The 25,149-nt window shown below is 53.7% G+C and carries 22 protein-coding genes; 3 read left to right on the plus strand and 19 right to left on the minus strand.

The genetic code is table 11. The features are described 5' to 3' along the window. Positions 1-296 precede the first annotated feature (296 nt). The 12 genes from ACJJIZ_RS19785 to trmJ all read right to left on the minus strand — a co-directional run bounded on the left by ACJJIZ_RS19785 (position 297) and on the right by trmJ (position 11,308). Positions 297-2,246, minus strand: a complete 1,950-nt coding sequence (locus ACJJIZ_RS19785; protein WP_444914577.1) for a cytochrome-c peroxidase — start codon at positions 2,244-2,246, stop codon at positions 297-299. A 539-nt stretch (positions 2,247-2,785) separates the two neighbouring features. Continuing rightward, positions 2,786-3,904 (minus strand): dual-specificity RNA methyltransferase RlmN, encoded by a 1,119-nt coding sequence (gene rlmN, locus ACJJIZ_RS19790; protein ID WP_444892905.1) that lies wholly within the window; start codon positions 3,902-3,904, stop codon positions 2,786-2,788. Between the two features lie 63 nt (positions 3,905-3,967). Next, complete coding sequence (ndk, locus tag ACJJIZ_RS19795) at positions 3,968-4,396, minus strand: nucleoside-diphosphate kinase (protein ID WP_108731991.1); 429 nt, start codon at positions 4,394-4,396, stop codon at positions 3,968-3,970. 195 nt (positions 4,397-4,591) lie between these two features. Continuing rightward, a complete protein-coding gene (gene iscX, locus ACJJIZ_RS19800; RefSeq protein ID WP_282934076.1) occupies positions 4,592-4,786 on the minus strand; it encodes a Fe-S cluster assembly protein IscX in 195 nt (64 codons plus the stop codon). A 24-nt stretch (positions 4,787-4,810) separates the two neighbouring features. Next, the gene (gene fdx / locus ACJJIZ_RS19805; RefSeq protein ID WP_108731989.1) at positions 4,811-5,149 is read right to left on the minus strand and encodes an ISC system 2Fe-2S type ferredoxin; all 339 of its coding nucleotides are present in this window, start codon (positions 5,147-5,149) and stop codon (positions 4,811-4,813) included. Between the two features lie 90 nt (positions 5,150-5,239). After that, complete coding sequence (hscA, locus tag ACJJIZ_RS19810) at positions 5,240-7,111, minus strand: Fe-S protein assembly chaperone HscA (RefSeq protein WP_444914578.1); 1,872 nt, start codon at positions 7,109-7,111, stop codon at positions 5,240-5,242. A gap of 63 nt (positions 7,112-7,174) precedes the next feature. Next, on the minus strand, positions 7,175-7,702 hold the full coding sequence (gene hscB, locus ACJJIZ_RS19815) for a co-chaperone HscB (RefSeq protein WP_444914579.1): 528 nt from the start codon (positions 7,700-7,702) through the stop codon (positions 7,175-7,177). 136 nt (positions 7,703-7,838) lie between these two features. Next, the gene (gene iscA / locus ACJJIZ_RS19820) at positions 7,839-8,150 is read right to left on the minus strand and encodes an iron-sulfur cluster assembly protein IscA (RefSeq protein WP_444895049.1); all 312 of its coding nucleotides are present in this window, start codon (positions 8,148-8,150) and stop codon (positions 7,839-7,841) included. A gap of 56 nt (positions 8,151-8,206) precedes the next feature. Then, entirely contained in the window at positions 8,207-8,629 is a 423-nt protein-coding gene (gene iscU / locus ACJJIZ_RS19825; protein WP_108731985.1) for a Fe-S cluster assembly scaffold IscU, read from the minus strand. A gap of 27 nt (positions 8,630-8,656) precedes the next feature. After that, positions 8,657-9,871, minus strand: a complete 1,215-nt coding sequence (locus ACJJIZ_RS19830; protein WP_444908430.1) for an IscS subfamily cysteine desulfurase — start codon at positions 9,869-9,871, stop codon at positions 8,657-8,659. Positions 9,872-9,933: 62 nt separating this feature from the next. After that, the gene (iscR, locus tag ACJJIZ_RS19835; RefSeq protein ID WP_282934079.1) at positions 9,934-10,410 is read right to left on the minus strand and encodes a Fe-S cluster assembly transcriptional regulator IscR; all 477 of its coding nucleotides are present in this window, start codon (positions 10,408-10,410) and stop codon (positions 9,934-9,936) included. A 106-nt stretch (positions 10,411-10,516) separates the two neighbouring features. Next, positions 10,517-11,308 (minus strand): tRNA (cytosine(32)/uridine(32)-2'-O)-methyltransferase TrmJ, encoded by a 792-nt coding sequence (gene trmJ, locus ACJJIZ_RS19840; RefSeq protein ID WP_108731983.1) that lies wholly within the window; start codon positions 11,306-11,308, stop codon positions 10,517-10,519. Positions 11,309-11,443: 135 nt separating this feature from the next. Between trmJ and ACJJIZ_RS19845 the strand changes: the two genes are divergently transcribed. Next, on the plus strand, positions 11,444-12,247 hold the full coding sequence (locus ACJJIZ_RS19845) for an inositol monophosphatase family protein (protein ID WP_282934081.1): 804 nt from the start codon (positions 11,444-11,446) through the stop codon (positions 12,245-12,247). Between the two features lie 58 nt (positions 12,248-12,305). On the opposite strand, the gene ACJJIZ_RS19850 is transcribed toward ACJJIZ_RS19845, so the two are convergent. Then, entirely contained in the window at positions 12,306-14,345 is a 2,040-nt protein-coding gene (locus ACJJIZ_RS19850) for an ATP-binding protein (RefSeq protein ID WP_444914580.1), read from the minus strand. Between the two features lie 469 nt (positions 14,346-14,814). On the opposite strand from ACJJIZ_RS19850, the gene ACJJIZ_RS19855 reads away from it, so the two are divergent. Continuing rightward, positions 14,815-15,978 carry an acyl-CoA desaturase gene (locus ACJJIZ_RS19855; protein WP_444914581.1) on the plus strand — a complete coding sequence of 388 codons (1,164 nt, stop codon included), beginning with the start codon at positions 14,815-14,817 and terminating at the stop codon, positions 15,976-15,978. Positions 15,979-16,037: 59 nt separating this feature from the next. Here the strand turns inward: ACJJIZ_RS19855 and ACJJIZ_RS19860 are convergent, their stop codons facing one another. The 6 genes from ACJJIZ_RS19860 to ACJJIZ_RS19885 all read right to left on the minus strand — a co-directional run bounded on the left by ACJJIZ_RS19860 (position 16,038) and on the right by ACJJIZ_RS19885 (position 23,358). Then, positions 16,038-17,033 carry an alpha-L-glutamate ligase-like protein gene (locus ACJJIZ_RS19860; protein WP_444892899.1) on the minus strand — a complete coding sequence of 332 codons (996 nt, stop codon included), beginning with the start codon at positions 17,031-17,033 and terminating at the stop codon, positions 16,038-16,040. Positions 17,034-17,041: 8 nt separating this feature from the next. Continuing rightward, positions 17,042-18,574: an inactive transglutaminase family protein gene (locus tag ACJJIZ_RS19865; RefSeq protein WP_108731979.1), complete on the minus strand. Its 1,533-nt coding sequence runs from the start codon at positions 18,572-18,574 to the stop codon at positions 17,042-17,044. Between the two features lie 55 nt (positions 18,575-18,629). Beyond that, positions 18,630-19,313, minus strand: a complete 684-nt coding sequence (locus tag ACJJIZ_RS19870; protein WP_282934087.1) for an ATP-dependent zinc protease family protein — start codon at positions 19,311-19,313, stop codon at positions 18,630-18,632. A gap of 232 nt (positions 19,314-19,545) precedes the next feature. Then, on the minus strand, positions 19,546-19,869 hold the full coding sequence (locus ACJJIZ_RS19875; RefSeq protein WP_282934088.1) for a YqcC family protein: 324 nt from the start codon (positions 19,867-19,869) through the stop codon (positions 19,546-19,548). A gap of 91 nt (positions 19,870-19,960) precedes the next feature. Beyond that, on the minus strand, positions 19,961-22,096 hold the full coding sequence (gene dinG / locus ACJJIZ_RS19880) for an ATP-dependent DNA helicase DinG (protein ID WP_282934089.1): 2,136 nt from the start codon (positions 22,094-22,096) through the stop codon (positions 19,961-19,963). Positions 22,097-22,188: 92 nt separating this feature from the next. Beyond that, positions 22,189-23,358, minus strand: coding sequence for a 1-acyl-sn-glycerol-3-phosphate acyltransferase (locus ACJJIZ_RS19885; RefSeq protein WP_413664551.1), 1,170 nt, complete (start codon positions 23,356-23,358; stop codon positions 22,189-22,191). A gap of 313 nt (positions 23,359-23,671) precedes the next feature. Here ACJJIZ_RS19885 and nhaC point away from each other — a divergent pair, with 313 nt between their 5' ends. After that, entirely contained in the window at positions 23,672-25,138 is a 1,467-nt protein-coding gene (gene nhaC / locus ACJJIZ_RS19890) for a Na+/H+ antiporter NhaC (protein WP_413665846.1), read from the plus strand. Positions 25,139-25,149: the final 11 nt, after the last annotated feature.

Raw genomic sequence — 25,149 nt, forward strand, 5'->3', positions numbered from 1 at the left:
TCCCGGAGGGAACGACCAGCTCACCAGAATTTCAGGGGATGGCATTTTTTCCAGCAACAACTGACTAAAAACTTCGCAATCCAGACGATGACTTATACCTAGCCCTGATCGCAGGAATTCACTCTCAGATCAACTTCGGCCTGGCTCTGGAAGCAAAGTAAGAATGAAACTGTGGTGAATTTTAAGGCAGAAGGTAGTTGCCTGAATGATGAATGCGAATAAAGTTCGCTAATGAAGAGTTGGCATCTCACCAGTAAGTCAATATTAGTGAGATGCTCAAATAAAATGCAGGAATATTAAAGTTCGTTGCCGTCCTGATCCCAGGCATCCAGCTGCATTCCATCGGGTCCGCCGTCACGGGGAGGAATCAGGGATTGGGTTGCATTTGAATTTACATTCTCAGCATCCGGGTCAGTGAGCGCCTCAAGAAATGCCGCTAACAGCTTCACTTCATCGTCGTCTATCGGAAGTGCTGCATCACCATCTATCTCCAGAATTGCCTCGGTCAACTCCAGACCATTGGGCGCAACTTTCGCTGCGCAGTCTTCTAGCTCAGCAAACTGATCCAGGTCGCACATTTCACTATCTGCGAAATACCGGGACACCGAATCTGCTTGCCCGGCATAGTGCTCAATATTTCTTTCTAAGGAGCCAAACTGCCCGGCGTGCCCCCAGGGACCAGTAATGCCTGCATTGAGCAGTGTTGGAACACGAAAGCCACCGAGTACTGCCCCTCCCCAATCAGCGCCATCATCCTCTTTTCCGACACCAATTTGAGGATAGTTAACGACCCTCAAACCCTGGTTAGTAAAGAAGGCGCCCGTATGGCAAGCAGTACAACCAGAGCCTGGCGTAAAATAAGTAATTGCTCCCCGCTTCGCATCGTCATCCAGCGCTGTCAGGTCACCGTCGATATAGTCAAAGAAGGGATTATCAATAAAAATATATACCGCTTCATAGGCAGCAATCGCCTGTGCGACCCTACTGTAGTCAATACTGTTGTCTCCATAAGCGGCAGCAAATAAGGGGCCCCAGGACTCCTCATTGAGCTTTGGTATAAGATATTCCTCACGGTAGTCAGTAAGGTCATCGTCGCTACTTTCGTCGTAGCCAAATTCAGAAATATCCCCCATCTCAGCAGCATCTGTCACCGGAAAATGGGCTTGGGCCATCATAAGTGCCAAAGTACCAGTACCAACCGCCGCTTCAGTATTATTGGTTACATCCCTGGAGTCTGTTTTAAGGCCACCGTCGCTCGTGAAAAGAACGCGGTTGTCCCAGAATAATCCATTATCCCAGAGCGCCACATTACAAATAGGCTGGGCATTGCGTGCAACCAACGGCACTTCGTTTTCACCATCGGAACGCCCTGGGCCAAGCAAATCGGGATCAACGGCATTAACCCCAACAGACATGGAAAGATCATCACCAGCGCAGCCTATTGTCGGGTGGTGGCAAGAAGAGCAGGCGGTATCACCGTTAGCACTAAGACTTTTACTGTGGAATAACCGCATACCCAACTCAACCATCTCCGGGTCTTGCTCACTTCTAACTCGAGCAGCGAAAGCGCGCATATCCTCCAATTGCTCTGCCATTCCCACTTCATCCAGCACAGCCTGCAAGCAACTGTCGAGACTACTATCGTCAACATCTACGGCTGAGCGCTCATTTTGACATTCATCAAAATCAACAATGCGCTTTTCAATGGCCTCTGCTTCAGTACCATTGCTCAGGCCATCATTCGTGTTATTAACCAGTGTTTTTGCAGTAACACTATTAGTATCACTATCAATACTCCCCACACCGACCCAATAACTATATTCAGTATTAACTGAGAGGCCTTCATCCACGTAATGGTTATCTGTAGTTTCTGCGATCAATTCGCCATCGCGATAGATGCTGTAGGTCTCTTCAGAGTCCTCCCAGGAGAGCCCTATGCTGGTGCCGGAGAAGGGATTTGCAATCAGTTCAGCAACCAAGATCCCCTGCTCTGAATCGGATTCATCATCTGACCCAGTATCACCATCCGAACCACCATCAGTATCACCGTCCGAATCGTCACCATCGTCTGAGCCAGAGCTATCCCCAGAGCCGCTATCATTTTCAGTAGTTTCTGTCGATGAATCATCCTCACCGCTAGAGGAACCACCTCCCCCACAGCCCACCATAAATAGAAATAAAGAAATGAACAGCAGCTTATTCAGCGCTACAAGCAATTGGGTTAATTGGTTTTTTTCCGCGTTCATAATGTTCGAACAGTCCCGTCGATAACTTTTCTTTTCCTAAGCCAGGCAACTCAGTGAACTCCATGCACTTCAACTCTCAACACAGCTGTGCAAGCATTTCTACACTTTGTTTTTCCTGAACCTAAGCACGCTGTAACAGCTCCAGGCCAAATGAAAATGACTGGATAGCACGCTATAGCTTCATAATGTTTTGATGGATGTTGGAGATACGGGTGTAGCTACTGCAAAGATCCAGTGCCAGACGGTCTAGTGAAGACCTCTCTCCAATGGCCAGCTATTTCATTCAAAGTCAAAATGTTGCAAGCAAAATGCAAATTAAAAAAATATGATCGTTTTGACCTAATCTCATGCATATATCCAACGCTCCCTTCCCGGGTAAATTTTCCTCGAGCGTTAAACGTTAGATAAAGCAATTTCGTTGACACGAAAAATAGAATAGAAAGGAACTTTTAGGCTAAACAGAGTTTTTTTGAGAAGGGGAAAATCGAAGCCAATAGGCTGCCAACAATTTGGCAACCTATACAAAAAATTACCAGCGACTAGTTAACAATACGAACGGGGCGCTCTGCATTGCGGTAGCGCTCGGAGCGGCGGGTACGGTCATTAACACTGCCTGCCAACTGACCACAGGCCGCATCAATATCATCGCCGCGTGTAGTGCGCACAGTCACGGTATAACCTTTGTCGAGCAAAATCTGCTGGAAGCGACGCAGTGCGTTATTACTCACTCGCTGATAGTCGGACAACTCAAACGGGTTAAAGGGAATCAGGTTAATTTTCACCGGAATCTCTTTAAGCAGCTCTGCTAATTGCTCAGCGTGCTCCGGGCGGTCGTTAACCTCGCGCATCAGCGTGTATTCAATGGTCATTTTACGGTGCGTATCCGGCATGCGGTCGATGTAGCGCTTGGCGGAATCCAGTAGCACCGCAATAGGGTATTTTTTATTGATCGGCACCAACTCGTTACGCAATTCATCGTTGGGCGCATGCAGGGAAATTGCCAGGCTCACATCGGTCACATCGGCGAGGCGGTCCAGTGCGGGCACTACACCGGAGGTCGACAGGGTAACGCGGCGCTTGGAAATACCGTAGGCGTTGTCTTCCATCATCAGGTTCATGGAATCGACCACATTGTCGAAATTGAGCAATGGCTCACCCATGCCCATCATCACTACGTTGGTAACCTTGCGCGGTCCTTTCGGGTCCAATTGACCGAAAGATTTGCAGGCAATCCAGACCTGCCCGATAATTTCTGCCGCCGTTAAATCGCGGTTAAAGCCCTGCTTGCCAGTTGCACAAAAGCTGCAATCCAGGGAACAGCCCACCTGGGAGGAGACACAAAGGGTGCCGCGATCACCATCGGGGATATAGACAGTCTCGATAGCATTGCCACCGGAGACTTTAATTAACCATTTCCGTGTGCCATCGGCGGAATCCCACTGATTCAATACTTCCGGGGCACGGACTTCGGCCACTTCCGCCAGCTTTTGACGCAGGGCCTTGCTGACATTGGTCATCTCAGCAAAATCATCAACCCCATTCTGGTGAATCCACTTTAAAACCTGAACAGCGCGGAAGCGCTTCTCGCCCAATGATTCAAAAAAGGCGGCCAGCTTTTCTACCGAAAGGCCGAGCAGGTTGGTTTTCTCTGTGGTCATTCATTTCACCTCGGGGGAAGAGTTGCACCGGTCCGGACAGACCGGTGCGATTTGTGGCGCGGATTAAGCGCGCGCGCAGATTTCGTCGTCGGCGAAGAAGTAGCTTACTTCGCGAGCAGCGGACTCTGCGGAGTCGGAACCGTGTACAGCGTTGGCGTCGATGCTGTCAGCGAAGTCAGCGCGGATGGTGCCAGCAGCAGCTTCTTTAGGGTTGGTAGCACCCATCAGGTCGCGGTTTGCCAGGATAGCGTTCTCGCCTTCCAGAACCTGTACAACAACTGGACCGGAAGTCATGAAGTCAACCAGGTCTTTGAAGAAAGGACGCTCTTTGTGCTCAGCGTAGAAACCTTCAGCTTTTTCGCGGGACAGTTGAACCATCTTCATGGCAACAATGCTCAGGCCAGCTTTCTCAAAACGGCTCTCGATTTCACCGATTACATTCTTGGCTACTGCGTCCGGCTTGATGATGGAAAGGGTACGCTCCAGGGCCATGGTTATCTCCAAATTGATTTTTTGTAACTTAACTTACATATAGAAAGAGCAACCTACTCAGTTGCTCTTCCCTAGTATTCCTTTCATACCCACCGGGGGTACTCAATTTTTGATCACCGCATTTCGCGGCCGGCGGATTATACGGGGTATTGATCGACTTTTGTACTCTCTTGCCAATACTGCCCCGAAGGCCGGTTACTCCTGCTCTTCGATCCAGGCAGCCTGGATCGCCTCGAGGATTTTCTCTCCGCAGCGATCGGGATCATCATCAAATCCGGGCAGCGCCATCACCCAGTTGCGCAGGTCGACAAAGTTGACCGTCAGAGGGTCCACATCCTCGTGAGCTTCGCTCAACTCTATGGCAATATCGTGAATATCAGTCCACTTCATGATTCGGCTTCCTCTGCGTGCAGGTCAGTGCTTTTCCGACACCTGGTTGATGGTGTACTTGGGGATCTCGACCACCAGGTCTTCATCCTCCACAATCGCCTGACAGGACAGGCGAGACTCCGGCTCCAGGCCCCAGGCTTTATCCAGCAGGTCCTCTTCAAGCTCGTCCGGCTCTTCAAGAGAATCGAAGCCCTCGCGCACAATGACGTGACAGGTGGTACAAGCACAGGCTTTTTCACAAGCGTGCTCAATTTCAATATCGTTGGCCAGGGCCGCGTCGATCACGCTGACACCGCTCTCCGCTTCCACCACTTTGCCCTCGGGGCACATTTCCGGATGGGGTAAAAATACTATCTTCGGCATGGGGTACTGAACCTCTGTGGTCTCAATCCGACGGGGAGAAAGTAACGACTCCCCGGCCGCCGGCAGCGCAGAGTCTGCGCCTGATCATGGTTATTTATCAAATTCATCCAAGCTGTGGCCCTGCATAGCCCGCTTAATGGAGGCATCCATACGCTTGGCAGCAAAAGGCTCAGACAGCTTATTCAAGGCTTCGATACGTCGACGAATTTCCTCTGCGTCGCCGCCGTTATGGGCCAGGCGCAGAGCTTCCATCGCGTGCTCAAGCTCGTTTAACTCACCTTCGTCCAGCAGCTGGGCACCGTTCTCACGCAGGGCCACCAACATGCTTTCCAGGGTTCTCTCCGCTTCCACCTGGGCCTCGCGCAGCGCACGCAGGGCGATATCCTCAGCCGCGTGGGTGTAGGATTCCTGCAGCATTCGCGCAATATCCTTGTCCTCCAGCCCATAAGACGGTTTAACCGTAATATCGGCACTGACACCACTGCTTTTTTCCATGGCTGTCACTGATAAAAGACCGTCAGCATCCACCTGGAAAGTCACACGGATATGGGCGGCACCGGCCACCATCGGCGGTATGCCGCGCAATTCAAAGCGCGCCAGTGAGCGGCAGTCACTCACCAGCTCCCGCTCGCCCTGCACGACATGGATCGCCATGGCAGTCTGACCATCTTTAAAAGTGGTGAACTCCTGGGCTTTGGAGACGGGGATGGTCGTGTTGCGATCAATCAGTTTTTCCGCGAGGCCGCCCATGGTTTCAATCCCGAGGGAAAGGGGAATAACATCCAACAGCAGCAGTTCTTCGCTGGACTTATTGCCCACCAGTACATCAGCCTGAATCGCGGCGCCGATTGCTACTACTTGGTCGGGGTCAATTTCCGCATGGGGGGGACGGCCAAAATAACCCTCAACCCGCTCGCGCACGCGCAGAGTACGGGTGGAGCCACCCACCAAAACTACTTCCTGCACCTCATCGGCACCGATACCGGCATCGCGCAGGGCGCGCTTACAGGCGCGTAGGGTTTTGTCGATCAGGGGGTCCAGCAGTGAAGCCATGGTGTCGCGGTCGAGCACACCGGACCAATCACCGTATTGCACTTCCACCTGCTCGGCACTGGACAGGGATTCTTTCGCAGCACAGGCGCTGTCTAACAGGACTCGCTGGGTCGCGGCGTCGAGATCGGTACCCAATCCCACTTGCTCGGCAATCCAGGAAGCGATAGTGCGATCGAAATCGTCGCCACCAAGGGCTGTATCGCCGCCGGTAGACATGACTTCAAACACACCCCGGGACAGGCGCAGAATAGAGATATCGAAGGTGCCGCCACCGAGGTCATAGACCGCGATCACACCCTCTTCGCCTTTATCCAGGCCGTAGGCAACAGCCGCTGCTGTGGGCTCGTTGAGCAGGCGCAGGACTTTCAGGCCCGCCAGCTGGGCGGCGTCTTTGGTCGCTTGGCGCTGGGCATCATCGAAGTAGGCCGGCACGGTGATCACCGCACCATCCAGCTCACCGCCCGCTTTGCCATAGAGCGCTTCGCGGCCGCGCGCGGCCAGTTTTTTCAGGATTTCTGCCGATACCTGCACCGGGTTTACCGGTCCGGCTGCAGTTTCAATCGAAGGCATACCGCCACTGCTCTCAGCCAGGCGATAGGGCAACTGCTCACCGAAACTTTTGATATCCGCAACACCCCGCCCCATCAGGCGCTTGATAGAAATCATAGTGTTGTAGGGATCTTCTGCAGCGCACGCGCGGGCTTCAGCACCCACGGTAATCGCCTCGGCTCCGTAGTGCACCGCTGATGGCAGGATCACTTCGCCCTGCTCATCGGCAATGGCCTCTGCCGATCCACTGCGCACGGTCGCTACCAGTGAGTTAGTGGTCCCCAAATCGATACCCACTGCGTGCTTGCGCTGGTGGGGAGCTGGGCTCTGGCCCGGTTCAGAAATCTGCAGTAATGCCATTAGTTATCTCTTCTTTAAGCGGGGCGCGGTACCGTCTGGCCCTCTCAGTCAGTGCTCTCGCAACTAGTCGTTGAAAAGGTCTTCTTCCAGCTCGTCAATTTGTTTCTCAAGCTTGGCCAGGAACTGAAGCTTGCGCAGCGAGTCCTCTGCTGCCCCCAGATCGCCCCCGTCATAAGTTTCGGCAAAGCGCTGTTCCTCATTGGAGATCAGCCCACGCGCCTCAGCATTGAGCTCATCCAGCGCAGCTGCAGGATCGGGCTGCTCGCGCACTTCTTCCAGGCGCTCGCGCAACATCATCTGCTGCATCAGAAATTCAGTATCTTTGGTGGTCTGCTCAGGTGGCACATCTACCCCGGCCAACTTGAGTAGGTAGGCGGCGCGCTGTACCGGGTCGCGCAAAACGGTGTGCGCCTCATTGATCTGAGCCGCCATTTTGATGGCCAACAATTGTTCGCCCTCAGAATGGGAAGCGTATTTGTCCGGGTGGAATTCCCGCTGTAATTCCCGGTAGCGGGTCGCCAGGGCACTGCGATCGACCGCGAACGCGGGTTGCAGACCAAAAACTTCGAAATGGTTCAGGTTGGTTGCCATCTGAATATACCTACTGGGGCACAGCCTGGGACGCGGCTGAAGTTGCCGCTTACTGCTGCACGGCCCCCAACTGTCCGAGGAGCCAATAAAAAGGCCGGTATGCGCAGCGCACCCGGCCTTGTGGGGCGAGAGCGAATCAGACGTGGAAACTCTCGCCGCAGCCACACTCATTTTTTACATTGGGATTCGAGAAGGTGAAGCCTTCATTCAGGCCTTCCTTGACGAAATCCAGCTGGGTGCCGTCGAGGTAAACCAGACTCTTGGGGTCCACCACCAACTTGACGCCGTTTTGCTCAAATACCGTATCTTCGGCTTCGAACGAATCGACAAATTCCAGCACATAGGCGAGACCGGAACAGCCGGCCGTTTTGACACCGACACGAATGCCGATTCCCTTGCCTCGCTTGGCCAATTGACTTTGAATGTGGGCCTCAGCGGCCTCGGTCATACTAATAGCCAAAACAACACCTTCGCTATGTTTAGACGCTACATTTGGACGAAAAGTTAACCCGCCGCAGATTCCTTGGCTTCTACAGCGTCATCAGACTCACCGCGCTTTTCACGGATATCGCGAACCGCAGCCTTGATCGCATCTTCAGCGAGAACCGAGCAGTGGATTTTTACCGGCGGCAGCGCCAGCTCCTCTGCAATGGCAGTGTTCTTGATCTGCTCCGCTTCGTCGATCGTCTTGCCTTTCACCCACTCGGTCAGGAGGGAGCTGGAGGCAATGGCGGAACCACAGCCGTAGGTCTTAAACTTGGCGTCTTCGATAACGCCCTCGTCGCTTACCTGAATCTGTAGGCGCATCACGTCACCACAGGCGGGCGCGCCCACCATACCGGTGCCTACATTGTCCGCCTTGTCGTCCATACGTCCAACATTGCGGGGGTGCTCGTAGTGGTCAATTACTTTATCGCTATAGGCCATGACTTTTCTCCTAACTCTTGCGCGCGCTTAGTGAGCGGCCCATTCAATCTTGTTCAGGTCTACGCCGTCTTTGTACATATCCCAAAGCGGTGACAATTCACGTAGTTTCTCCACTGCCTTGCGCACTTCTGCGGCAGCGGTGTCGACATCACTCTCGCTGGTAAAACGACCAAAGCTGAAACGCAGTGAGCTGTGCGCCAGTTCGTCGTTAACACCCAGGGCTCGCAGTACGTAGCTGGGCTCCAGGCTCGCAGAGGTACAGGCGGAACCGGAGGAAATCGCCAGGTCGCGCAGCGACATGATCAGGCTCTCACCTTCTACAAATGCAAAGCTCACGTTCAGGTTGCCCGGAATTCGCTGCTCGGCGGAACCATTGATATGGACCTCTTCCATATCTTTGATCTGATCCCAGAAACGGTCGCGCAGAGAGCGCAGACGCTCGGCTTCCTGAGCCATTTCTTCTTTGGCAATACCAAAGGCTTCGCCCATACCGACAATCTGGTGAGTCGGCAGGGTACCGGAGCGCATACCGCGCTCGTGGCCGCCACCGTGCATCTGGGCTTCCAGACGGACGCGGGGCTTGCGGCGTACGTAAAGGGCACCGATACCTTTGGGGCCGTAAATTTTGTGGCCGGAGAAGGACATCAGGTCAACCTTCATTTCCTGAAGGTCGATCGGCAACTTGCCGGCGCTCTGGGCCGCGTCCACATGGAAAATAACTTTGCGCGAACGACACAGTTCACCGATTGCAGCGATATCGTTGATCACCCCGATCTCGTTGTTGACGTGCATCAGGCTCACCACAGTGGTGTCCTCGCGCATGGCTTCCTCAACCTGCTCCGGATAGACGATGCCGTCTTCGCGGGGATTCAGGTAGGTCACTTCAAAACCTTCCCGCTCCAGCTGGCGGCAGGTATCCAAAACCGCTTTGTGCTCAATTTTGGAGGTAATGATGTGCTTGCCGCGACTCTGGTAAAAGTGGGCCGCACCCTTGATACCCAGGTTGTCGGACTCGGTGGCACCGCTGGTCCAGACAATTTCGCGCGGATCGGCGTTGATCAGCTCCGCCACTTGGCGTCGGGCATTCTCCACTGCTTCTTCCGCTTTCCAACCAAACAGGTGGGAGCGGGAGGCCGGATTGCCGAAATTGCCTTCCATCGTCAGCTGCTCTGCCATTTTCTTGGCGACGCGTGGGTCAACCGGACAGGTAGCCGAATAGTCCAGATAGATGGGAAGCTTCATAGTCATACCGTTTCCGCTTAGTAAATCTCTAATATCTGTCTGCTGGCCCGTTTGGGCCCCAATCACAGGCCGCCGAGTACAGCGACCCTCTCTTCCGGCGCCTCGCGCATATCTTGCCGACGCGCAACTTCCTGCACCTCAGCTCGGGAAACCAGGTTGGCCAAGCTGATACTGCTGAGGAAGCTATGAATCTGATCACTCAAGTCTGACCAGAGGTAGTGGGTCAGGCACTGTTCGCCATTGGCGCAATCCGCATTGCCGCCGCAGCTGGTGGCATCTACAGACTCATTGACCGCATCAATGATCTGCGCCACAAAAATCTCTTCACCATCCCGCGCCAGGCGATAGCCACCGCCGGGCCCGCGCACACTGGACACCAGCCCAGAATGCCGCAACCGGGAGAACAGCTGCTCCAGGTAGGACAGCGATATACCCTGGCGCTTGGATATGTCTGCCAGACTGATCGGTCCGCGATCAGCGTGCAACGCCAGGTCCAGCATGGCAGTCACCGCGTAGCGGCCTTTGGTTGTCAAACGCATATCAGCTCCCAACTGATGTACAGCCCTTTTCCGATCGGGGCGCGAGTATGGAATAACCCACTACTGTAGTCAAGTATATAACCCAGCGGGACACTCGGGTACTCAACTAGTCGGGTCGCCCCTTACCACCAGAGCGATGAATGTAATTCTGGATTGAGGTCAACATACCGCGCAGGATACCCAGCTCCATATCATCGGGGCGCACCCGACTATACAGTCGGCGCAGGCGGGTCATTGTCTGACGGGGGTTATCCGGGTCAATAAAGCCCAGCTCGCCCAGCGCCTGCTGCAGGTGATCGAAGTACAGCTCCATATCGCTGGCCTTGGCCGGTGGACGATCCCAATCGGTGTAATTCACGGGCTCACCTTTTTCAGCTTCCAGGGCCGCCATACGCACTTCGTAGGCAAGTACCTGAACAGCAGTCGCCAGGTTCAGGGAGCTGTATTCCGGGTTGGCAGGAATATGCACATGGTAGTTACAGGCCTGTAACTCTTCGTTGGTAAGCCCTCGATCCTCGCGGCCAAACACCAAAGCAACCGGATGAGACGCGGCCTCGGCGACGGTACGCTCTCCACACTGGCGCGGGGTCAGCAGGGGCCAAGGGATTCGGCGCTCGCGAGCGCTGGTGGCCACAACAAGACCACAATCAGCCACGGCTTCTTCCAGGGTATCCACCACAACTGCGCTATCGAGCAACTCAGCTGCCCCGGCTGCACGCCAAACAGCATTGGCTGCAGGAAATTCCCGAGGCGCTACCAAGTACAGCTGACTCAGGCCCATATTCTTGAGCGCGCGCGCCGCACCACCAATATTTCCGGGGTGTGCGCTGTTAACCAGAACCACGCGCACATTGTCGAGCGCGGCAAGTGGAGTCGTGTCTAAAGGTGACTTGGCCATACTGAAAGTAATAAATCGGTGTCATGGGGGCGCGCGAGTGTAGCAAAAACCAATCGGAATCCCTACAATCGCGTCCGTCGCAGTTAACCTGCGGCCTGCTTTTTAACCCCTTTAACCACTTTGTGCGGAATAGTTATGGAACCCATGCTAAATATTGCCCTGCGCGCGGCGCGTAAGGCAGGAGAACTGATCGAACGGGCCTGGGAGCGCGGCGACCTGATGAAATTCGAAGAAAAGACGCGCAACGATTTCGTTACTGAAGTGGATAAGGCCAGCGAACAGGAGATTATCTATCACCTGCGCAAGGCCTACCCCAAGCACAGCATCCGCGCTGAAGAAAGCGGCCTGCAAGAGGGCGCTGAGCCCGATTACGAGTGGATTATCGACCCTCTCGATGGCACCACCAATTTTATCCACGGAGTCCCACAGTTCGCTGTTTCTATCGCCTGTCGCTATCGCGGCCGCATTGAGCACGCAGTCGTACTGGACCCCATCAAACGCGAAGAATTTACCGCAAGTCGCGGTCGCGGCGCTGCCTTGAATGGCCGCCGTATCCGCGTCTCTTCACGCCAGGGCATGCGCGGCTCTCTGATTGGCACCGGCATTCCCTTCAACGGCCTGCCGCTGGATAACATCGACGCCTACCTGGCCGCCCTAAAAGATATCGCTGGGCAAACTGCGGGAATCCGCCGCCCTGGCGCCGCAGCGCTGGATCTTGCCTATGTTGCTGCCGGGCGATTCGACGGCTTCTGGGAAATGTACCTGAACACCTGGGATATCGCAGCGGGCTCCCTGTTGGTCAAAGAAGCCGGCGGCCTGATCAGCGATTTCCGCGGTGGTGAAGATTACCTGGACTCCGGCCACCTGGTCTGCGCCACTCCGAAAGTATTTAAGCCCCTGGTGAAAATCGTGGGCAAACATATGGGGCACATACGCTAAAAGCCTGAACGGCACTCCGGCAAATAAGATGCCGGGGTGCTGATTCCAAGAGCCCAGCTCACCTCTTCCCCGTCAAACACTCCACCAAAACTCGCGCAAGCTGCGGTCGATCAAAGTTATCCGGCAAAGCGGTTGTCACCCCCGAGGAAGCCTCTCCTCCCATAACCACCAAACAGGTTTTTTGAGTGACTTGATCCTGCTTGAGGATACTTACCAAATCCCCAACCGACATTCCCGGTAAGGTATTGTGAAACAACACTACATCCGATGCTTGGGTACGCGCCATAAATATGGCCTCAACAACATCTGCGGCCACAGAAAGCTGTACTTGCGGCGCCCCCTGCAAAAGTTTTTCCACCCGAGCCACACTTTCAGGACGGTTATCCACTAGCAGCAATCTACAGTCGGGTAATGTTGACGGGGCATCAACAGAATTTGCAAATGACAGGAAAGACTCCGCTGCATCGACCATTGGGAATTCAACCCAAAATACTGAGCCCTGCCCTTCCTGACTGTCAAAATCGATCCGCCCCCCCATCGCCTCCGCCAGACGCTTGGCAATTGCAAGACCGACACCCGTACCCTCGATATGCCCTTTTTCCTCCCCCAGACGATTAAAGGGCTCAAAAACTTCTTTGCGTCTCTCTGCTGCAATCCCCTTGCCGGTATCCAAAATATTCAGTCTCAACCAGCCATCGGCCTGCGGCGTAAAATTAATAATGACACGGCCATTTTCACGATTGTATTTCACCGCGTTGCCCGCCAGGTTCAATACAACTTGCTTATAGCGCACAGGGTCCGCACAAATATAAGCTGACTCCCAGCCGAGAGGCTCAAACATCAAACTTACTCGACGGGTTTCAGCCAGGGGCTCAAGTAAACGTTTACATTCTGCAACCAAATCGGCCGGACGAATTAATTCCATCGAGGGGCCCAAACGCCTACTGTCGATTCTGGCCAGCTCCAATACATCGCCAACCAAATGCAATAAATGCTGCCCCGCTCGACGAATTTCTGATAAGCGCTGACGCTGGTCTGCGTTGAGACTCTGATCTAATTCGACAATTTGGCTGTAACCTAAAATTGCATTAAGTGGCGTGCGTAATTCATGGCTCAGGCTAAATAATAAATCTGCCCGATGCGCATTTTCCTCCCGCTGCAACTCCAGCTCCCGCTCCATTTGCGAAAATCTTTCCCGGCTGCGGCTGACGTCTTGTAAAACTCCCAACACCCGCACGGGCTGACCGCGACTATTTAATTGGGCCTTGCCGCGGCAGCGAACCCAAACCACACTGCTATCCGAACGCCAGATGCGAAATTCCACATCGAGCGGTAACCCCTCGCGCACATGATCCCGCATGGACTGCTCAACCCGAGGGAAGTCCTCCGCTAAAATTCGAGCCTTCCACTGCTCCGCGGCTGAAATACCGATACTGCGTATCGGGCTCACTTCGTAACCCAGAATCCCCCAGCAGGCATCATCAAGTACCATTTCATCTGCGCGTAGATCCCACTCCCATAAACCATCTCCAACTCCAGACAGTGTTTGTAAGGGGCGCTCGCCAGGCAGGTTGGATAGGTAGCGCTGGGCCAAGGTTTCAGTGAAGTCAGCGCAACTTCCAATCAAAACAAATCCACTGTCATCCTCAAGGTTTATTGCGCGTCCCCGCAATCGTAACCAGCGCAACTGACCGAGACTGTCGTAGGCCCGAAAAGTAGTATCGAAGTGTCCACCTTTGTTAGTAAGACGACGTCGCACAGTGATAATTCGATCCCGCTCATCAGAATGAACCGAACGCAATTCATCACCCGTCCACAGGGAAGCCAAAGCAAGTTCTGCAGTTTCTGCAAACAGGAGCCAAATTTCACCCTGAGCACGCTGGGCACCGGAATCCGGATGCCACTCCCACAATCCACAATCTGAATCCAAAAACAAATCTTGCAAACAGGCGTTATGACGAGGCAGGCGCGATGCATCCAAAGAGGAAAGCTCATCGCTGGTTGCCAACTGGAACACTGCGCTGGACGGATTTGGGGTTAGTGACTCTGACACACAGGGCTCGACTATCGAAATTAGCTCATTAGTTACCTGGCTCATGCATCCTTGCCATAAAAGAGAGCCTCTCCCCCGGGGCCCTGAAATTTGGGAACGCCTCGGGAGACCCTAAACTAAAGCATTATGAGCTTTGCGCAAAGTGCGGGCAAAAAAAAGGCCCCGCAATGCGGGGCCGTAATCAGCGATGATGAGAGAAAACGGGAAGTCACCCAGTGTTAATGGTTTGCCATAACCCTAAGAAACTCTCCCGAAATGCGGGTCCTTTGCCCCGCACATTTACCAATGCAACCCTTATGCCAACTTTTAAAACAGCGTTTTTTAAGGCCTTAGCTTTCATACTCCAGCGCTTCTGTGGAATAGCGAACCAATGCGATCCTTCAGATGGCCAAAATGCACCAAAACAATGCACTCAAGTGAAAAGCTACGAAGAAAAAGTAAAATTTGGCCAAAGGAAATACTTCCACCCCTATCTCAAAATAGTCATGGGCAATCCTCAATAAAGGGGCCTGCTATGAACGCAACTCCTCTAAGTTCCAGCAATCAGCGAAAACGTTTTTGGATTCCCACAATTTTATTTGCCAGCACAGGTTTGTTAGCACTTACCGCAGTACCGATTTATGGATTTGTCTATGGATACCACTGGTATCAATGGCTTGCATTTGCCATTTTTGGTGCACTTTGCAGCTTCTCCATAGCAGCAGGAAATCACAGGCTGTGGTCACACAAAAGCTACGAAGCCCACTGGTCAATTCGACTTTTATTTATTTTATTCAGTGCAGCAGCCATGCAAAACACCACTTTAAATTGGTGTGCAAGCCATAGATACCATCACCAATTTATCGACGATAACAATCGAGACCCCTATTCAGCAGGGCGCGGCTTCTGGTTCTCCCATATCGACTGGATGATGCACGAATATCCCAGCAGTTATCTCGATTACAAAAATGTTAAGGATCTTCAAAGGGACCAGTTGGTAATGTGGCAACACGATAACTATGTTCCCATCATTATCGCCATGAACCTTGGCCTACCCATAATCTTGGGGATCATTACTGGAGACGTTCTCGGTATGGTTTTGCTGGCCGGAGTATTGCGCCTTGTGGTTAATCATCACACGACTTTTATGATTAACTCATTTGGGCATTTATGGGGCCGGCGCCCCTATAAGGGATCAATCAGCGCAAGAGATAATGCTTTCCTCAACCTCTTTGTATTTGGCGAGGGTTATCACAATTATCACCACACCTTTCAGATAGATTATCGAAGTGGTATTCGCTGGTTCCAGTATGACCCTACCAAGTGGTTGATCAAATCATTGAGCCTTGTTGGGCTCACCTATAATTTAAGGGTTGCCCCACCTATTCAGGTCCAAAAAGTAAAGGTAGAGCAGCTTTTCAAACAAGCCAGGGAGAAAATTGAAAAGATTAAAGATAAAGAGAGCTGGCAAGAGATTCTGGAAAGTGAGGCTCGCGGATTCGCCAAGTTATTGAAGAACTGGAAATCTCTTCAATTTTTACGCCATGGAGAAAAACATGGTCAGCCACCCAGCGAGTGGGAACTCACTTCGATCCAAACGAAAATCCAAGAACTTGAATATGGACTCAAAATGCAAGGAAAACGGCTAAAGATTCTAATTGGAAAAATTCGACCAAACGAAGGGGCGGCCACCCCCTAACCAGACAATAGGTATTGCTTCGCAAGATAATAAAATCGATAAACTATTAGCGGACTTTCCTAGTCGCTGGCAAATTTGCGCATGGAAAATGCCACCCGTTCATCCACATTTTTCCTGAACATTTCTTCATCAAATTTTTCGATAAAGCCCAAACGTTCACGTAAGCCAACACCGTTGGCAATTTGGATTGCCAATCCCGGGCGCGCATTGGCCTCAAGTAAGAGCGGGCCACGTTCACGATCCAGGACAATGTCACAGCCTAAATAACCCAGCCCAGTCATTTCGTAACAGCTTGCCGCCAAGCGGACCAGCTCGTACCAACCTGGCACCTGCAATGCATCGAAAGGCACTTCAGTGTCCGGGTGCTGGTCAATTCGCAACCCGCGCATTACCGCATGACAACTTTTACCCGTGGCCAGGTCAATACCTACACCTACAGCGCCCTGGTGCAAATTGGCTTTACCATCTGAGGCGTGGGTTGAGCAGCGCAGCATGGCCATCACCGGATAACCGCGAAAAACAATAACCCGCACATCAGGCACACCCTCAACAGAGTAGCGATCGAAGACCGGGTCAAAGTCCACCAGGGCCTCCACCATCACCCTGTCAGGTTTGCCACCGAGACTGTATAGGCCGCTGTGAATATTGCTCACGTGCCGCAAAATATCCAGCGCATCAATTTCAGCACCGGATATCTTTTTATATTTGTCGCCATTGCGACCAGCAATAACGAGAATACCTTTACCACCTGAGCCCCGTGCCGGCTTGATTACAAACTGCCATAGAGGGTCAATCACCTCCATAACTCGCTTGCGGCTGGCAGGGCTTTCAAATGCCTCGATCAACTCGGGCACAGGAATTCCCGCTTTCTTAGCCGCGCGCTTAGTGTTTAGCTTGTCGTCGACGATGGGATATTTTTTGCGGTCGTTATAGCGCGCAATATAGTCAATATTACGCGCGTTCATCCCTAGCACCCCCATGCGGCGCAGGGTCAGCGGAGATACCACTCCGCCGCGAACTTTATTGAAGATATGCTTAACTGAAAACTGCAGCATAACGCCCCCTAGCGAACCAGCGGACGGAAACGCATCAACTCACTGAGTCGATATCCGGTGTAGTTGCCCACCACCAGAATAAAGGCCAGCAATACCAACAGTAACTCGGGGAAGTTGAACGTCCAATGCTCAATATAGCGGTTGGTCATTACCCACCAAGCCAGTATCGCCACTAACAAACTGCCCCCGGACTGCACTACCACCTCGTAGGGGCCATCCTCCTCCCACACAATCGACATACGCTCAATAGTCCAGGCAAGGATAATCATCGGGAAGAAGGTCACTGTGAGAGCCTGCTCAATGCCCAGCTTATAGCTGACCACACTGATTGCCCCCATTATTATCACCACCGTCACCACGACGGCGGCGATCCTCGACACCAATAGCAAATTGAGCCTACTGAGATAGAACCTCACCCAAAGGCCGAGGATCAGGATCAAAGTAAAAATCGCTAAACCGGTAATCAGCTGGGTTTCGATAAAGGCAATTGCCAGCAGTACCGGCATAAAGGTACCGGAGGTGCGCAGGCCCACAAATACACGCAGCAGCACCACCACCAGGGCCCCCACAGGCACCAGCAGGATCAGCTTGAAAATACTCTGCTGCTCAATGGGCAAACTGTAGATCGAGAAATCCACCAGCGCATCTTTCTCATCCTTGGTGCTGCGCATAGAGACATCGCGAGCGGGGACATCATTGGCAATCACAGAGAAAGTCACTTGGGAGTTACGACCGCCCTCAAGATCTAAAAGACTCTTGCCGCCGCGCTGCCAAATAAAGAAATTTTCCGGCACACCAGGCTGGCCACTGCTGGGTTCAAACACGATCCAACGCTTGCCATCATAGACCTCAAGCAGATCTTCTGGAGATAGTCGACGTCGATCATCCTCCAGGTAGAGGCCGCGAATACGGTGGGCGGGGATATCGGCTGTCGCCAGTACAAGCAGGGCAACATCCACAAAAGAGCGGTCAGCGTAATGACGGAAGATCAGGTTGCGATCCTGATTTTCATCGTCATTCAATTCGAATAGTAACTGGGTAGTGAGAGATTCCACATCGGAAGAGCGCTCGCGGGCCTGCTCAACCAGGGAGTAAATCGCCAAGCGCACCGCTTCTTGCTCACGGGCCCCCAGGAAGGGTTTTTGTATCTCAGTGCTCAGATCCAGAGGCTGCGCCAGCGCGGCACCGGGACGCTGGTAGACATCCAGCTGATAGAAGAGAGATTGGGGGCCTCTTGCGGCCCGGCGAGACCAAATGGCCCGATAGGCATCATCTTCTCTCGCGATATAGAAACCAAAACCGGAGGAGCTGAAGGTCTCCCCCAGTATTTCCATATTGCGCTGCTCGCGCGGGAGGGTCAGTGCGGCCTTCACCGGACCGCCATCGGCATCGAAGCCCACTTTTGCTTCGATGGTCCACACGGTGCGGTACTCACCCGGCAACAGCGGAAAACCCAACTCGAGGTTTTTATAGGCGGTCAGGCCTGCTCCTACCAATGCGAGTAACGCCGCAATTACATAAACTTGGACACGCGGCGACATTCGCCATTCCCCGTAACTCTGAGGTCCCAATTAGGAACCCAATTGGATAACTGGCCTATTTAACCCCGTCTATTTGGGGTTGGCCCTGGACATTGCGCCGGCTCACATCGACAACAGCGGCATCTTTGAGGAAGTTGCGTCCCAGCAGCATCAATAAATCAGAGCCGCCCTCATCGGTCAGGTTAACTTCGACTTGGTGGGTAATACGCCCAACAGTCAGGTTAAGCTCCACTACCGGCCTGCGCTGATTATCGAAACCCAGGCGCTCCACTCGGACATGGCGTTTTATCGGCAGCTCTACTGAGACCGGGTCCATTTTGCTCGACTGAACAATCTGGAACCTGACCCAGTCCCTGCCATCCCGCTCGAACGGAGTCAGCTTCCTGACCCGCAGTGTGGAGGTTGGTGAACCTGTATCGACAACGGATTCCAGAATCAGGCCGGGAGGCTCTATGGCCACTTCTTCTACCGATCCCAAAACCAACTTATCTTTGGCAACGGGCACTTCGACTACTTTTTCTACAGTTCGTTCGATTACCCGCTCAACAACCTTCACTTCCGGTTCCGCACAAATCACTTCCGCAGGCTCTGGGCACTGCATTGCAGAATCTGGTGATTCTACTGGTGGTGCAACTTCCGCTGGTTGAGCGGCCCTGTCCCGCCCCGGATACATCAGTGACTCACAACCGGCGAGCACCGAAAGCGTCAACATTAACCACAGAAGGGAAAATCTCTGCATACCGACCAATTACCTCAAGCCCCATTAGCAATGCCATTCGGACCGCTACAAACGCGCGGTGTTCGCTTATCTGACGGAGAAATTGCTCCCCGCCTCAGGCAAAAGGTCGATATTAGCTCATGAGCGCGGCCACTGCACAGCGATGTCCGCCGAGTCGCGGGACTCAACACTAACAATGTGACATGCCGCCCAGAGTGATTGAGAGCACTGGGCTCAGGGAATCAGAAGCTGGTTAGCCCTGCTGCAGGCGCTGGTCGATAGTTTCCAAAATAGCCAGCAGTGCCGCAGCATCATCCCGCCCCTTGAAGAACTCTTCGGCAACCGGAGCAATACCACACTGGCCCGGTAGGGGCATCTCCCCTTCAATCAGGACCTGCATACGCGGCAAAAAAATAAATTGAAGCCACTGGGGCAAGGTCAAAGTATCCACACAAAATGGCTCGGTGCTGGCCAGGGCTTCTGCGGGTGGCGCATTATCCTGCCAAACCTGTAGGCTGCGCAGTTCGGATTCAAGGAACAGGAGCTGATCAGCGATTTCAGAATAAATAGGTTGCATAACTCATAGAACCTTCACATTTACAGCCGTGATAATACGCAATAGCCACCTGCCCAATCTGAGTAACAGCGCAAATACGACCAAAGATTTTCTAAATTTTTCGATTAAAGGGCGGAAGTGAATTGAGTATTGCCTGACCATAGCGACGGGTAACCACCCGGCGATCCAGCAAAGTGACTGTGCCGCTGTCCCCTTCTGCCCGCAGTAAGCGCCCGCAGGCCTGCACCAATTTTAGGGCTGCATCCGGCACTGTGATTTGCATAAATGGATTGCCGCCCTTAGCTTCAATCCACTCCGCCAGCGCTGCCTCAATCGGGTCATCGGGCACCGCGAAAGGCAGTTTCGCAATAACCACGTGGCGGCAGTAATCCCCTGGCAGGTCCAACCCCTCGGCAAAACTCGCAAGCCCGAACAGGATACTGCTGCCGCCGCCATCGATAATCTCACGGTGGCTATCCAGCAACTGCTGGCGGGATTGCTGCCCCTGCATCAGGATTCGGTTGCGCCAGGTACCAGGGAGCGCCTCGTAAACCGTCTCCATCTGGCGCCGGGAGGAAAACAGTACCAGAGCGCCACCCTCCCCTTTCAACAGGTCTGGCAACGCATCGATAATGGCGTCTGTGTGTTGCTCTGCATTGCCCGCATCCACAGCTTCCGGGGGCACTTGCAGTGTTGCACGGGAAAAATCGAAAGGACTCGGCACCACCTGATAGCTGGCATTGTCTGGAGTACCGGCACGCATTTGCAAACGATCAAATTTCCCCAAAGCTGTGAGTGTGGCCGAAGTCAGTACCGCGCCGTAACAGCGGCGCCACAAGCTGTACTCCAGGGTTTTGCCTGCGAGTATCGGTGAGCTGCAAACCTCAAAATCTGTGGAGCCGCCCCAGTCCACCAGGGTGACCCAGCGCGCCTGGGGCAATGCGCCATCAGCATCGGCACGGGCGTAATTCGCCCACAACAGAAGATTGGCCTCAGCGCGCCCATGCCAACTGCCCAACTGGGGGTACCAGCGCTCCAGATCTGCCAGGGGTACCGGCGAGTGGCCGTCCTCCATCATGCGTTGGGCGGTCTGCAACATCTTGCTGAGCAGGCTTTCCAACTCATCAAAGTCTTCCCGCAGCTTTTCCGCCAGCTGCGACATGGAATCGGGGATTACCCCACCTTCAAAGCGATGGCGGATGGTATTGCCCCGCTCATCTTCAAATTCACACAGCTCTTCAATCAGCGGCCACATCTGCTCCAACCCCTGCTTGGCAGAGGTGAGAACCGCCGGCAGCTGCTCGCCGCAGCGGTCGATCTGGGCGCCGTCACCAATCTCACCCAGCATCTGCCCCAGGGCCTTATTGGTTTGATCCAACCAACCGGTGGAAGCCCCTACACGACTGTGGTGAGAGAAATGATTGAGAGCCTTTTCCGGTAGATGGTGGGCTTCATCAAGTACATAGATAGTCTCTTCCGGGGGCGGAAGAATCGCGCCACCACCCAGGGCCAGGTCCGCCAGCAACAGGTCGTGGTTAGCAACGATCACCTGGGTCTTGCCCAGGCTCTCCCGCGCTCGGAAGAAGCTGCAATTGGTGACATGGGGGCAGCGGCGGCCACTGCACTGGCGATGGTCAGTGGTAACCCGACTCCAATCATCCGTCTCGATTGTATCCGGCCAGTTATCCCGATCGCCATCCCAGGTACCCGATGTCAGGCTATCCGTCATCTTCTGGTAGAGAGCGACACTCTCCGCTTCCACCTGCGGGAGCTCATCTTCATAGAGACCAAGGGAAAGCCCGGTGCCGGAGGCAGAAAAGCTGGACAAGAGTTGATCCAACTTGGATAGGCAGAGATAGCGGCCACGGCCCTTCGCCAGGGCAAACTCAAATTTGAGCCCGCTGTGACGAGCAACTTCTGGTAGGTCCTTGTGGATAATCTGTTCCTGCAGGGCCACCGTGGCGGTGGATATCACCAGGGTCTTGTCCTGGGCTTGGGCCAGGGGAATAGAGGCGAGAAGGTAAGCAACGGTTTTACCGGTGCCCGTACCCGCTTCAACTACACAGATATGCTCACCATCAGTCTTGTCGCTATCGCGCTCACCACTGGCATTCTGGGTGATGGAACCCAGTGAGCGGGCAATGGCGGCTACCATCAGCTTCTGCCCATAGCGGGCTTTCAGCCCTCGACCGGACAGGAATTGGCTATAGGCGCCCTGAATGGCGCTTTTGTGTTTTTCGTTGAGCACGGGGGTGAGGTCTATTCGCTAAGTGGCTGGCGCAGGGGGCGCTATTATCCACTAAGCGCCCTCTCCCCACCAGCTTCTGAACTCAGCGGGCCTTACTCATAGGCGAGGCGAGATACCACGGGATTGGCGTAGGCCTGAATAGCCTTGTCGCGCCAGCGCTCATCGACCCGAGCCATGCGCGCTTCAAACTTCTCCCGCTCTTCTTTATGTGCAGCGGGGTCCCAGGCTTTAGCCGGATATCCCACCGGTAATTGCGGAACCTCACCGTAAACCATCTCGTAGGCAATCATATTGGATGGATGCAATGTGTAGTTGCCGATAACTTGGCGATCTATTTCTTCAGCCAGGCTGTTTACATCGTTAAAATCACCTTCAATCGGCGTGCCGAAGGCGGCATGTACACGGCCTTTGTGACCGACAATGCCCTTACCAATCGAGGCCAAGTCCTCGTTTTTACCCTTCTTGTACTCGTCCTTGTGCTCGGTAACGTAAATTTCCTTGGCCTTCTGTGCATCACAGGGGTCCCATTCGTAGGAAATAGACACCGGAACAATGTGCAACTTGCGCCAAAAATCGGCAAAGGGCGTTTCCCGGTCCTTAGTCATGGCGAACATGGCGCAGAGTGCTGGATTGGTGCGATCCAGGCCATCTTTGGCGCGCCCGGAACGCTGTGCGATCCACACATGCTCGTTATCGTTGACGATGGAGTGATAGATGTAATTGGACAACTGGGTTGCTGCCTGCAGCTTTTCCCGACGACTGCCAGAACTGCGCACCACGGTGAAGCACTTGTTCAACTTCATCAGGTCGCTGGCAAACTGCTTGCTGAGCAGATTGTCTCCAATCGCAATGCGGGAGGTCTCATGCCCTTCGCGGAACATCGCCTGAATCATCAGCGCCGGGTCCATAGCGATGTCGCGGTGATTGCTGACAAACAGGCAGGCGCGATCCCTGGGCAGGGTGTCCAGACCAGAAATGCTCAGGCCGGAGGTGGTGCGCTTGATCACCTTCTCCATATATTTGCCGACAATCTCTTGAAGATCCCGCACATTGCGAACATTGCGGAGTTCAAAGCGCAGAAACTGACGTACCAACCAGGCGACGGCGCCCTCCAGCTGAGCCAGTTTGGGGACAAGGAAATGCGCAGCTGCGTGGGACATTTCCGGGTCGGCAATTAGCCTTTTGATAACCTCGCGCACTTCATCATCGCGATAGGGGCGCATATCCTCGAATTGAGAGGGGTCTAACTCACTTGCTCTCATGAAATACTACCTGTCGGGCCTGCCTCAGGCGGCCCGCACTTATTTATTTTGCGGCTGGATCAGCCGGGACTACTGGGCGCAGAACATACCGGAAGCGTCGACGAACTGCCAGCACTGGACCCGACCAGATAGTTGACCCCAGTGATAAATCCGGTTTCGACGACCAAGTCAACGCCAAAATACAGCGATGGTGCGATGATACAAAGTGGACTTCACCGCCCCAAGCTATGAGAATAAGGCTATTAACCGCCGCCGACGGCAAAACAACGATAACGAATACGGCGCTAGCCACGCAGTCAAGCAGGAGTTCACCTTGTCTCAATCCAACCCCAGCTCAGAGCCGCGCGCTCCCAGCTTAACGGACGCCCTGATCCCTCTCGGGATTCTCGTCGCCCTGTTGTCACTATCCGTATATTTCTACGGTGCAGACTCCTCCTACGGTCCCAATCAAATAGCGCTACTGCTCTGTGCCTGCGTTGTGGCCCTGATGGGGATGAAGAACGGACACAGCTGGAACGACATGGAAGGTGGGATGCTCCATGGCATTGGCCTGGTATTTGGCGCTATTCTGATCCTGCTGTCTGTAGGTGCACTTATCGGTAGCTGGATCCTGGCCGGCACAGTGCCTTCAATGATCTATTACGGCGTGCAGATTCTGTCGCCACAGTGGTTCTACGCCGCCAGCTGTATTATTTGTGCCGTAGTAGGACTGAGTATTGGCTCCAGCTGGACCACAGCGGGCACCTTGGGTGTGGCACTGATGGGAATTGCCGGCGCTCTGGGTCTATCCCTTGAGGTCACTGCCGGAGCCGTAATCTCTGGCGCCTACTTCGGCGATAAGATGTCTCCGCTATCTGACACTACCAACGTGGCCGCAGCGGTAACATCCAATGATCTGTTCCAGCATATTCGCCATATGATGTCCACAGCGATCCCGGCCTTCGCGATCGCCCTGGCGGTTTTCGCTTTCCTGGGTTTTACCTCTGAAGCCAGTTCTGCCTCCGCAACTGATATCGAATCATTGCTCACCGCCCTTAGCAGTGAGTTCAAAATTTCCCTGGTTAGCCTGCTGCCTTTGATCTTGTTGCTAGCAATGGCTTGGCGCAAAGTCCCCGCTTTCCCAACATTGATCATCGGCTCCCTGGTTGGCTGTGCCATCGCACTGATTTTCGAACCGGAAGCCGCCCGTCGCCTCGGTGGCGGTGAAGGTGCACTCGCCCCCCTGAAGGGCGCCTGGTACAGCCTATTCGATGGCTATAAGTCCACTTCCACCAACGAGAACGTGGCTGCATTGCTGTCCAAAGGCGGTATGAGCAGCATGCTTAACACCGTATGGCTGATCACCTCCGCCATGGCCTTCGGCGGCGCTATGGAGCGGGCCGGATTCCTACAGGTCATCGTCCAGGGGGTTTTGTCACTGGTTAAAACAGTGGGCGGCCTGGTAACTGCCACCGTATTCACCTGCTTTGGAATGAACCTGGCCGCAGGCGATCAGTACATGGCGATTATTATTCCGGGCCGTATGTTCCGCGAAGCCTTCAAGGAAAAGGGCCTACACGGGCTTAACTTGTCTCGCACCCTCGAGGATTCCGGCACCATCACCTCTGTGCTGATTCCCTGGAATACTTGTGGTGCCTTTATGGCGGCAACGCTGGGTATTGCTACCTGGGAGTATTTACCCTTTGCCCTATTCAATATTATCTGCCCTCTGCTGGCGATCGCCTATGGCTGGTTGCACTTTAAACAGAAGCCCATTTCTGTAGCGGCTACGGCATCTTAAGGAAATAGACA

The sequence above is a fragment of the Microbulbifer maximicatervae (SeqCode) genome (assembly GCF_052467225.1).

Excerpts from the sequence above, each read along its gene's own strand:
- ACJJIZ_RS19830 (WP_444908430.1), bottom strand. The coding sequence starts at position 9,871 with ATGAAGCTTCCCATCTATCTGGACTATTCGGCTACCTGTCCGGTTGAC.
- fdx (WP_108731989.1), bottom strand. The coding sequence starts at position 5,149 with ATGCCGAAGATAGTATTTTTACCCCATCCGGAAATGTGCCCCGAGGGC.
- ndk (WP_108731991.1), bottom strand. The coding sequence starts at position 4,396 with ATGGCCCTGGAGCGTACCCTTTCCATCATCAAGCCGGACGCAGTAGCC.
- iscU (WP_108731985.1), bottom strand. The coding sequence starts at position 8,629 with ATGGCCTATAGCGATAAAGTAATTGACCACTACGAGCACCCCCGCAAT.
- hscA (WP_444914578.1), bottom strand. The coding sequence starts at position 7,111 with ATGGCATTACTGCAGATTTCTGAACCGGGCCAGAGCCCAGCTCCCCAC.
- ACJJIZ_RS19865 (WP_108731979.1), bottom strand. The coding sequence starts at position 18,574 with ATGTCGCCGCGTGTCCAAGTTTATGTAATTGCGGCGTTACTCGCATTG.
- trmJ (WP_108731983.1), bottom strand. The coding sequence starts at position 11,308 with ATGGCCAAGTCACCTTTAGACACGACTCCACTTGCCGCGCTCGACAAT.
- iscR (WP_282934079.1), bottom strand. The coding sequence starts at position 10,410 with ATGCGTTTGACAACCAAAGGCCGCTACGCGGTGACTGCCATGCTGGAC.
- iscA (WP_444895049.1), bottom strand. The coding sequence starts at position 8,150 with ATGACCGAGGCCGCTGAGGCCCACATTCAAAGTCAATTGGCCAAGCGA.
- ACJJIZ_RS19845 (WP_282934081.1), top strand. The coding sequence starts at position 11,444 with ATGGAACCCATGCTAAATATTGCCCTGCGCGCGGCGCGTAAGGCAGGA.
- ACJJIZ_RS19875 (WP_282934088.1), bottom strand. The coding sequence starts at position 19,869 with ATGCAACCTATTTATTCTGAAATCGCTGATCAGCTCCTGTTCCTTGAA.
- hscB (WP_444914579.1), bottom strand. The coding sequence starts at position 7,702 with ATGGCAACCAACCTGAACCATTTCGAAGTTTTTGGTCTGCAACCCGCG.
- ACJJIZ_RS19850 (WP_444914580.1), bottom strand. The coding sequence starts at position 14,345 with ATGAGCCAGGTAACTAATGAGCTAATTTCGATAGTCGAGCCCTGTGTG.
- rlmN (WP_444892905.1), bottom strand. The coding sequence starts at position 3,904 with ATGACCACAGAGAAAACCAACCTGCTCGGCCTTTCGGTAGAAAAGCTG.
- ACJJIZ_RS19870 (WP_282934087.1), bottom strand. The coding sequence starts at position 19,313 with ATGCAGAGATTTTCCCTTCTGTGGTTAATGTTGACGCTTTCGGTGCTC.
- ACJJIZ_RS19785 (WP_444914577.1), bottom strand. The coding sequence starts at position 2,246 with ATGAACGCGGAAAAAAACCAATTAACCCAATTGCTTGTAGCGCTGAAT.
- ACJJIZ_RS19885 (WP_413664551.1), bottom strand. The coding sequence starts at position 23,358 with ATGAGAGCAAGTGAGTTAGACCCCTCTCAATTCGAGGATATGCGCCCC.
- ACJJIZ_RS19860 (WP_444892899.1), bottom strand. The coding sequence starts at position 17,033 with ATGCTGCAGTTTTCAGTTAAGCATATCTTCAATAAAGTTCGCGGCGGA.
- ACJJIZ_RS19855 (WP_444914581.1), top strand. The coding sequence starts at position 14,815 with ATGAACGCAACTCCTCTAAGTTCCAGCAATCAGCGAAAACGTTTTTGG.
- iscX (WP_282934076.1), bottom strand. The coding sequence starts at position 4,786 with ATGAAGTGGACTGATATTCACGATATTGCCATAGAGTTGAGCGAAGCT.